Below are 7,341 nucleotides of genomic sequence, written 5' to 3'. Positions count from 1 at the left end.
TTCAGCCACGTGATCATTCTGACGGTCCGGTGCCGCCCAGCACAGCAATCGGGCGACACGTCACAACGGGGCAAACGTTGCCTGATGCGGCACTAGTGGCCGAGCGTGGTGCCGGGGGCGAGGGTGAAGTGCAGCCGCACCCCGTCCGGCTCCGGGACGGCCTCGGAGAGCGAGAGGCCGGTCGGCAGGCCGGTCAGCGCGAACCGCCGGGGCTTCAGCAGGTCCCCGGCCACGCCGTTCAACTTGGCCGCCACGCCGTCGAGTTCGAAGCCGTCCACGACCACCTCGCTGCCCTCGCTGCGCAGGTTGCCCTCGACCGCGAAGCCGGCCACCGAGGTCTTCACCTTGCCCGGCCCGGCGTACTGCAGGGAGACCTGCCCGCCGGCCACGAACTTCGACAGGTCCTGGTACGAGATCACGCCCTGGCCGTCGCCGCGCCCCACCGTGACGCCCTTGTAGGAGTCGGTGAACTTCACGTCGGACATGTTCGCCTTGAAGGAGTGCACCGTCACGGTCTGCTTCCCGTCGGTCACCGTCATGCCGTCCGAGCTCATCCTGACCTTGTCCAGCTCCCCGGACAGCGCGCTGGTCAGGAACGGGAAGTCGTCGATCTCGATGTCCGGCCGGCTGGTCATCCACCCGGAGGAGACGGCCGCGTCCGCCGCCTGGTCCTCCGCGACCCCGACGGCGATCCGGTCGGCGCCGACCAGCAGGCCGCCCACCACCCCGAGACCGATCAACAGCTTGACCGAGCCGTGCATCGCACTCCCCCTGAGACGTTCGAACCGGAGCCCGTTCGGAGACGAACGGGCTCCGGGGTGCGGACATAGGGACGATCGCACGCGTGCCCCAGTTCCGGAACGGCAGTCGGGAAACCGTTGATCAGCCTCCGGCGAACGGCGGCAGCACCTCCACCGTCCAGCCCTCGGACAGCGGCACCCCGGCGGGCTCCCGGCCGCCCGTCTGCTCGCCGTCCAGCAGGAACGAACACACCGCCAGCAGCCGCAGCAGCTCCGGCCGCCCGGCGTGCGCGGCGCGCACCGCCTCCAGCACCCCGGCCAGCGTGGCGGCCTCGAACGGCTCCTCGGCCCGGCCCGCCGCGGACTTGGCGGCGGCCCAGTAGCGGACCGTCCCGCTCACCCGCGCGGGTGATCCGGCGGAACTGCGGACTTCGGTGCTCGCGGTCACGGCAAACCCTCTCGACGCTCCTCGCCCGGTACGGCGGCCGGCCCGGTGCCGGCCGGCCCACCCGTGGATCGGGGTACACGTACGGTGCGGCCGGTGCGGCCCCCATCATCGCCCGCACCCCCCGCCCCGGGGCAAGCACCCCGGGCCGCGCCGCCCCCGCCGCCCCGCCCGGCCCGCCGCCCGGAGCGCACATCCGCCCCGCGCGCTCCGCTCGCGCCTCTCCCCAGGCCGCAGGCGGTCGGCTATTCTCGTTCCAGTGAGGGATCCGGGCAGAGTCGCCCCCGGGTCCTTTTGTGCTTTCAGGACGCCATGCGGACGTTCTTGCGAAAAGGTGCCCCACCCGCACCCGGCCGCCGGAGCGCCCCCGCCGCCGGCCGCACGACGAGGTGCGCAACCGGCGGGACAGACCGGAGGGTACGCCGATGGACGAGGCACCAGCGGGACGCCGGGGGTTGCGGGACCCCGGGCGAGCCACCGCCGCCCCGGCCCCCGGCGCGCCCGTCGGCGCGTCGGCGCTCCCCCCACCCCTGTACCGCGGCCGCCCTCCCCGGGCGACCGCGACCGCGACGACCCGGAAAGGGGACTAACCGGGTATGAGTTCACTGCTCCTGCTGACCAACGCCCTGCAACCCTCCGCCGAGGTACTGCCCGCCCTCGGGCTGCTCCTGCACAGCGTCCGGGTGGCCCCCGCCGAGGGGTCCGCCCTGGTCGACACCCCGAGCGCCGACGTGATCCTGGTCGACGGCCGGCGCGACCTGCCGCAGATCCGCAGCCTGTGCCAACTGCTGCGCTCCACCGGCATCGGCAGCCCGCTGATCCTGGTGGTCACCGAGGGCGGCCTGGCCGCCGTCACCGCCGACTGGGGCGTCGACGACGTGCTGCTCGACACCGCCGGACCGGCCGAGGTCGAGGCCCGGCTGCGGCTCGCCCTCGGGCGCCTCAACGCCACCGCCGACGACTCCCCGATGGAGATCCGCAACGGCGACCTCTCGGTCGACGAGGCCACCTACTCCGCCAAGCTCAAGGGCCGCGTCCTCGACCTCACCTTCAAGGAGTTCGAGCTGCTCAAGTACCTGGCCCAGCACCCCGGCCGGGTCTTCACCCGGGCCCAGCTGCTCCAGGAGGTGTGGGGCTACGACTACTTCGGCGGCACCCGCACCGTGGACGTCCACGTCCGCCGGCTGCGTGCCAAACTCGGCGTCGAGAACGAGCAGTTGATCGGCACCGTGCGCAACGTCGGCTACCGCTTCGTGGTGCCCGAGCGCCCCGACAAGGCCCCCGAGCGGGTCGAGCAGAGCCGCACCGGCGCGGCCCGGGAGCACTGACGGAGGGCCGGGCGGGCCGCAACTCCGCGCGCACTCGCCCGGCCCCGCGGGGACACTCGCCCGGCTTTGCCCGGATCGGTCCCGAAACCGCCGTCCCACCAGGTGTCACCCCGGCCCGGAGCGCCGAACCACCCGCGTAGACTCCCCCCGTGGCCAAGGTGACGCGCGACGACGTAGCCCGACTGGCTGGCACCTCGACGGCGGTCGTCAGCTATGTGATCAACAACGGTCCCCGGCCGGTCGCCCCGGCCACCCGGGAGAAGGTGCTCGCCGCGATCGAGCAGCTCGGGTACCGACCCAACTCGGTCGCCCAGGCGATGGCCTCCCGGCGCACCAACCTGATCGGCATGGTCGTCCCCGACGCCCGGCAGCCGTTCTTCGCCGAGATGGCGCACGCCGTGGAACGCGCCGCCTCCGAGCGCGGCAAGCTCGTCCTGATCGGCAACTCCGACTACGTGGACGACCGCGAGGTGCACTACGTCCGCGCCTTCCTCGGCATGCGGGTCTCCGGCCTGATCCTGGTCAGCCAGGGCCCCTCGCAGCGCGCCGCCGAGGAGTTCGCCGCCATGGAGGGCGCCAAGGTGGTGCTGCTGCACCGCCGTCCCGAGGCGATCGACGACGTCGCCGTGGTCACCGACGACATCGGCGGCTCCGAACTGATCGTCCGTCACCTCCTCGAAGTGCACGGTCACCCGTACGTGGCCTGTTTCGGCGGGCCGGTCGAGTCCCCCGCCCCCGGCGACCCGGTGATCGACCACGTGGCCGGCTGGGAGCTCGCGATGGCCGCGCACGGCCTGCCCACCGAACCGCACCTGGTCGACGCGCCGTTCCACCGCTACGGCGCCTACCAGGTCGCCCTGGAACTGCTCGGCTCCGACCGGCGGCCGCCCGCGCTCTTCTGCTCCACCGACGACCAGGCGATCGGCGTGCTCCGGGCCGCCCGGGAACTCGGCCTGCGCGTCCCCGAGGACCTCGCGGTGGTCGGCTTCGACGACATCCCCGAGGCCGCCTTCGCCTCCCCGCCGCTGACCACCGTCGCCTCCGACCGGGACGCGATGGCCCGGGCCGCCGTCGACCTGGTCCTCGACGACTCGCTGATGGTGCCCGGCAGCGACACCGAGCGGGTCCGCAAGTTCCCGTCCCGGCTGGTCGTCCGGCGCTCCTGCGGCTGCGGCTGACGGCCCTGACCTGCGGGTCCTCGCTCCGCCCCGATCACCTGCCTGACCAGGCTTTATGAGAAGCTGACGCGCTTCTCGGGGAACCTGTAGCACGCTCTCATCCGCTCTTCATGAAACGGGCGGAGCTTGGTCGTCATGAGCGACCAGCACCGCAGCACCCACGAGCCCCACCCCCAGGACGGCGGCGCGGGCTGGCTCCCGCCGCAGCCGCCCGCCGCCCCCGCGTACCCGCCGCACCCGAGCGCCCCGTACCCGGCCGACCCCTACCGGGAGGCCGCCTACCCGGCGCTGCCGCCCGCCGGACCCGACCCGGCGCCGCTGCCCGCGACCTTCGCGCTCGCCGCCGAGCCCGGGGCCGCCGCCGGGGCCGACCACCAGCCGCCCGCCGGGCACCGCGCCCGCCGCGGCCTGCTGCGCGGCCGGCTCGCCCTGGTCACCGCCGTCGCCGCGATCGCCGCCCTGGTCGGCGGCGTCACCGGCGGCGCGCTCGCCGACGACCGCACCGGCTCCACCAGCGCGAGCAGCACCCTGGTGCGGCCCGTCTCGGCCAACGCCGACGGCAGCGCGAACGTCTCGGCGATCGCCGCCGCGGTCTCCCCCGCCGTCGTGCAGATCACCGTCAAGACCAGCGGCGGCACCGCCACCGGCACCGGCGTGGTGCTCACCGCCGACGGCCAGATCCTCACCAACTACCACGTGGTCTCCGGCGCGGTCAGCGGCGGCGGCCAGCTGACCGTCGCCTTCCAGGACGGCTCCACCGCCTCCGCGAGCGTCACCGGCACCAACAAGTCCCTGGACACCGCCGTCATCACCGCCTCCGGCGTCAGCGGCCTCACCACCGCCGTCCTCGGCGACTCCGACAGCACGGCCGTCGGCGACTCGGTGGTCGCCATCGGCAACCCCGAGGGCCTCACCGGCACCGTCACCTCCGGCATCGTCTCCGCCAAGGACCGGCAGGTCTCCGTCCAGGTCGACGAGAGCACCACCAGCAACAACGGCGGCTTCGGCTTCCCGAACCTGCCCGGCCAGCGCGGCTCCTCGGGCTCCGGCTCCTCGGGCTCGTCCTCGTCCGACACCGCCACCTACCAGGCGCTGCAGACCGACGCCGCGCTGAACCCCGGCAACTCCGGCGGCCCGCTGATCAACTCCGCCGGGCAGGTGATCGGCCTCAACTCCGCGATGTACTCCGCCTCCGGCTCCAGCTCCACCGGCAGCTCCGACGCCGGCAGCGTCGGCCTCGGCTTCGCCATCCCGATCAACAGCGTCAAGCAGGTCCTGTCCCAGATGCAGGCCGGCAAGACGCTCTGACAACCGCCCGTTCCGCCGCACCCGGCGGACAATGGCCAGGACCGCACCGGACTCAGAAAGGGCCCGCGCCGATGACTCCCCCCGCCGACGACCGCACTCCCACCGAGGCCGCGGGCGGCGCCCGCGTCCTCGTGGTCGACGACGAGCCCGCGCTGCGCGACGCGCTGGAATCCAGCCTCGCCTTCGAGGGCTACCAGGTCACCACCGCCACCGACGGCTACGAGGCCCTGGCCGCCGTCGAGCGCGACCACCCCGACCTGGTGCTGCTGGACATCATGATGCCCCGGATGGACGGCCTCACCGCCGTCCGCCGGATGCGCTCCCGCGGCGACACCGTGCCCGTGCTGATGCTCACCGCCCGCGACGCCGTCGGCGACCGCGTCACCGGCCTCGACGTCGGCGCCGACGACTACCTCGCCAAGCCGTTCGAGCTCGACGAACTCCTCGCCCGGGTCCGCGCCCTGCTCCGCCGCAACGCGCTGGCCGCCGAGGCCGCCGCCCGCACCGCCGCCGACGAGGACGGCGGCGAGGTGCTGGCCTTCGCCGACCTGCGGATGAACACCGCCACCCGCGAGGTCACCCGCGACGGCACGCCCATCGAACTCACCCGCACCGAGTTCATGCTGCTGGAGATGTTCCTCTCCCACCCGCGCCAGGTCCTCACCCGCGAGCAGATCCTCAAGGCCGTCTGGGGCTTCGACTTCGAGCCCTCCTCCAACTCCCTCGACGTCTACGTCATGTACCTGCGCCGCAAGACCGAGCAGCACGGCATGCCCCGCATCATCCAGACCGTCCGCGGCGTCGGCTACGCCCTGCGCGCCGCGACCGGCGCCGCGGCGTGAAGCGGATCGGCCGGCTCACGGGGTGGTTCCGCAGCAGGTCGCTGCGGAGCAGGCTGGCCATGCTCACGGCCGCTGCGGTGGCGGTGGCGATCGCGGTGGTGTCGGTGGCCAGTTGGCTGCTGGTGCGCGAGAAGCTCTACCAGGAGGTGCACGACAGCCTCTCCACGGCGGTCCAGGAGGGCCCCGGCCTCAGCCGCAACCAGATCCTGTACTGCGGCAAGACCCCCCAGGAAGCCCTGGCCGCGGTGCCCTCGGCGCCCGCCGACGGCCGCTTCGGCCCGCCGAAGTACGACTTCCAGTTCGTGACGGCCGACGGCACCGTGTGCTTCCCACTCGGCGCCACCAAGGCGGTCGAGGTGAAGTCGAGCGACCTGCCGAGCGGCGCGTCGGGCCACCAGGCCGCCACCTACCGCGAGGGCAGCTACCTCAACGGCGACTCGGCGCTGGTCCGCCGCACCGCCACCAGCGTCCAGAGCGAGTCCGGGGAGCGGCAGCCCGCGACGCTGCTGACCGCGCTGCCCACCAACGGCGTGCAGGACTCCCTCAAGAGCCTCGCCCTGCTGATGGCCGGAGTCGCCGGCCTGGGCGTGATCGGGGCGGGCATCACCGGGCGGATCGTCGCCCGGTCCGCGCTCAAGCCCGTGGACCAACTCACCGACATGGTCGAGCACATCGCCCGCACCGAGGAGGTCGGCACCACCATCCCGGTCAACGGGAAGGACGAGATCGCCCGGCTGTCCACCTCGTTCAACTCGATGTCGACCGCGCTCGCCAACTCGCGGGAGCGGCAGACCCGGCTGATCGCCGACGCCGGGCACGAGCTGCGCACCCCGCTCACCTCGCTGCGCACCAACGTCGACCTGCTGATCCGCTCGGACGCGCAGGGGCGGGCGCTGCCGCCGGAGACCCGGGCCCGGATGCTGGGGAACATGAAGGCGCAGATGCAGGAGCTGACGCTGCTGATCGGGGACCTGCTGCAACTGTCCCGGCCGGACACGCCGGCCCCGGAGGCGGTGCGGGCGGTGGTGCCGTTCCACGAGACGGTGGGGCGGGCGCTGGAGCGGGGTCGGCTGCGCGGGCCGTCGCTGGTCTTCGACACCGACGTGCGGCCCTGGTACGTGCACGGGGATCCGGCGGCGCTGGAGCGGGCGGTGATCAACCTGCTGGACAACGCGGTGAAGTACTCGCCGCCCGCCGGGACGATCGACGTGCGGCTGCAGGGCGGCCGGCTGACGGTCCGGGACCACGGGCCGGGCATCCCGGCGGAGGAACTGCCGTACGTCTTCGACCGGTTCTGGCGCTCGCCGTCCTCGCGGCAGCTGCCCGGCTCGGGCCTGGGGCTGTCGATCGTGGCGCAGACCGTGCAGGACACCGGCGGGCAGGTCTCGCTGGGCCCGGCGCCGGACGGCGGGCCGGGGACGCAGGCGGTGATCGTGCTGCCGGGCCAGCCGGAGGAGCCGCGCTGAAACGGGGGGAGGGCGGGACACCCGGGGTGTCCCG

The 7,341-nt window shown here is 73.7% G+C and carries 7 protein-coding genes; 5 read left to right on the top strand and 2 right to left on the bottom strand.

What is annotated here, in order from left to right; genetic code table 11:
* Positions 1–92 precede the first annotated feature (92 nt).
* Both ABD345_RS35915 and ABD345_RS35910 read right to left on the bottom strand, forming a co-directional pair.
* The gene (locus tag ABD345_RS35915; protein ID WP_344558477.1) at positions 93–761 is read right to left on the bottom strand and encodes an LmeA family phospholipid-binding protein; all 669 of its coding nucleotides are present in this window, start codon (positions 759–761) and stop codon (positions 93–95) included.
* A 121-nt stretch (positions 762–882) separates the two neighbouring features.
* Positions 883–1,188, bottom strand: coding sequence for a MoaD/ThiS family protein (locus ABD345_RS35910; RefSeq protein WP_344558475.1), 306 nt, complete (start codon positions 1,186–1,188; stop codon positions 883–885).
* Between the two features lie 593 nt (positions 1,189–1,781).
* Between ABD345_RS35910 and ABD345_RS35905 the strand changes: the two genes are divergently transcribed.
* The 5 genes from ABD345_RS35905 to ABD345_RS35885 all read left to right on the top strand — a co-directional run bounded on the left by ABD345_RS35905 (position 1,782) and on the right by ABD345_RS35885 (position 7,307).
* Positions 1,782–2,513: a response regulator transcription factor gene (locus ABD345_RS35905; protein ID WP_344558473.1), complete on the top strand. Its 732-nt coding sequence runs from the start codon at positions 1,782–1,784 to the stop codon at positions 2,511–2,513.
* A 149-nt stretch (positions 2,514–2,662) separates the two neighbouring features.
* Positions 2,663–3,691, top strand: coding sequence for a LacI family DNA-binding transcriptional regulator (locus ABD345_RS35900; protein ID WP_344558472.1), 1,029 nt, complete (start codon positions 2,663–2,665; stop codon positions 3,689–3,691).
* 135 nt (positions 3,692–3,826) lie between these two features.
* On the top strand, positions 3,827–4,999 hold the full coding sequence (locus ABD345_RS35895; RefSeq protein WP_344558471.1) for a S1C family serine protease: 1,173 nt from the start codon (positions 3,827–3,829) through the stop codon (positions 4,997–4,999).
* A gap of 71 nt (positions 5,000–5,070) precedes the next feature.
* Positions 5,071–5,841 (top strand): response regulator transcription factor, encoded by a 771-nt coding sequence (locus tag ABD345_RS35890; protein WP_344558470.1) that lies wholly within the window; start codon positions 5,071–5,073, stop codon positions 5,839–5,841.
* 59 nt (positions 5,842–5,900) lie between these two features.
* Positions 5,901–7,307, top strand: a complete 1,407-nt coding sequence (locus tag ABD345_RS35885; RefSeq protein WP_344558469.1) for a sensor histidine kinase — start codon at positions 5,901–5,903, stop codon at positions 7,305–7,307.
* The last annotated feature ends 34 nt before the right edge of the window (positions 7,308–7,341 follow it).

Origin of the sequence: Kitasatospora saccharophila (assembly GCF_039529925.1) — a bacterium.
Lineage (GTDB): Bacteria > Actinomycetota > Actinomycetes > Streptomycetales > Streptomycetaceae > Kitasatospora > Kitasatospora saccharophila.
Note: the sequence above shows the minus strand (reverse complement) of the source record. Positions and strands in the feature narration are given on the sequence as shown.

What these genes read in the sequence shown, in the direction of transcription:
- ABD345_RS35915 (WP_344558477.1), bottom strand. Translation starts at nt 761, where the DNA reads ATGCACGGCTCGGTCAAGCTGTTGATCGGTCTCGGGGTGGTGGGCGGC.
- ABD345_RS35905 (WP_344558473.1), top strand. Translation starts at nt 1,782, where the DNA reads ATGAGTTCACTGCTCCTGCTGACCAACGCCCTGCAACCCTCCGCCGAG.
- ABD345_RS35895 (WP_344558471.1), top strand. Translation starts at nt 3,827, where the DNA reads ATGAGCGACCAGCACCGCAGCACCCACGAGCCCCACCCCCAGGACGGC.
- ABD345_RS35890 (WP_344558470.1), top strand. Translation starts at nt 5,071, where the DNA reads ATGACTCCCCCCGCCGACGACCGCACTCCCACCGAGGCCGCGGGCGGC.
- ABD345_RS35885 (WP_344558469.1), top strand. Translation starts at nt 5,901, where the DNA reads ATGCTCACGGCCGCTGCGGTGGCGGTGGCGATCGCGGTGGTGTCGGTG.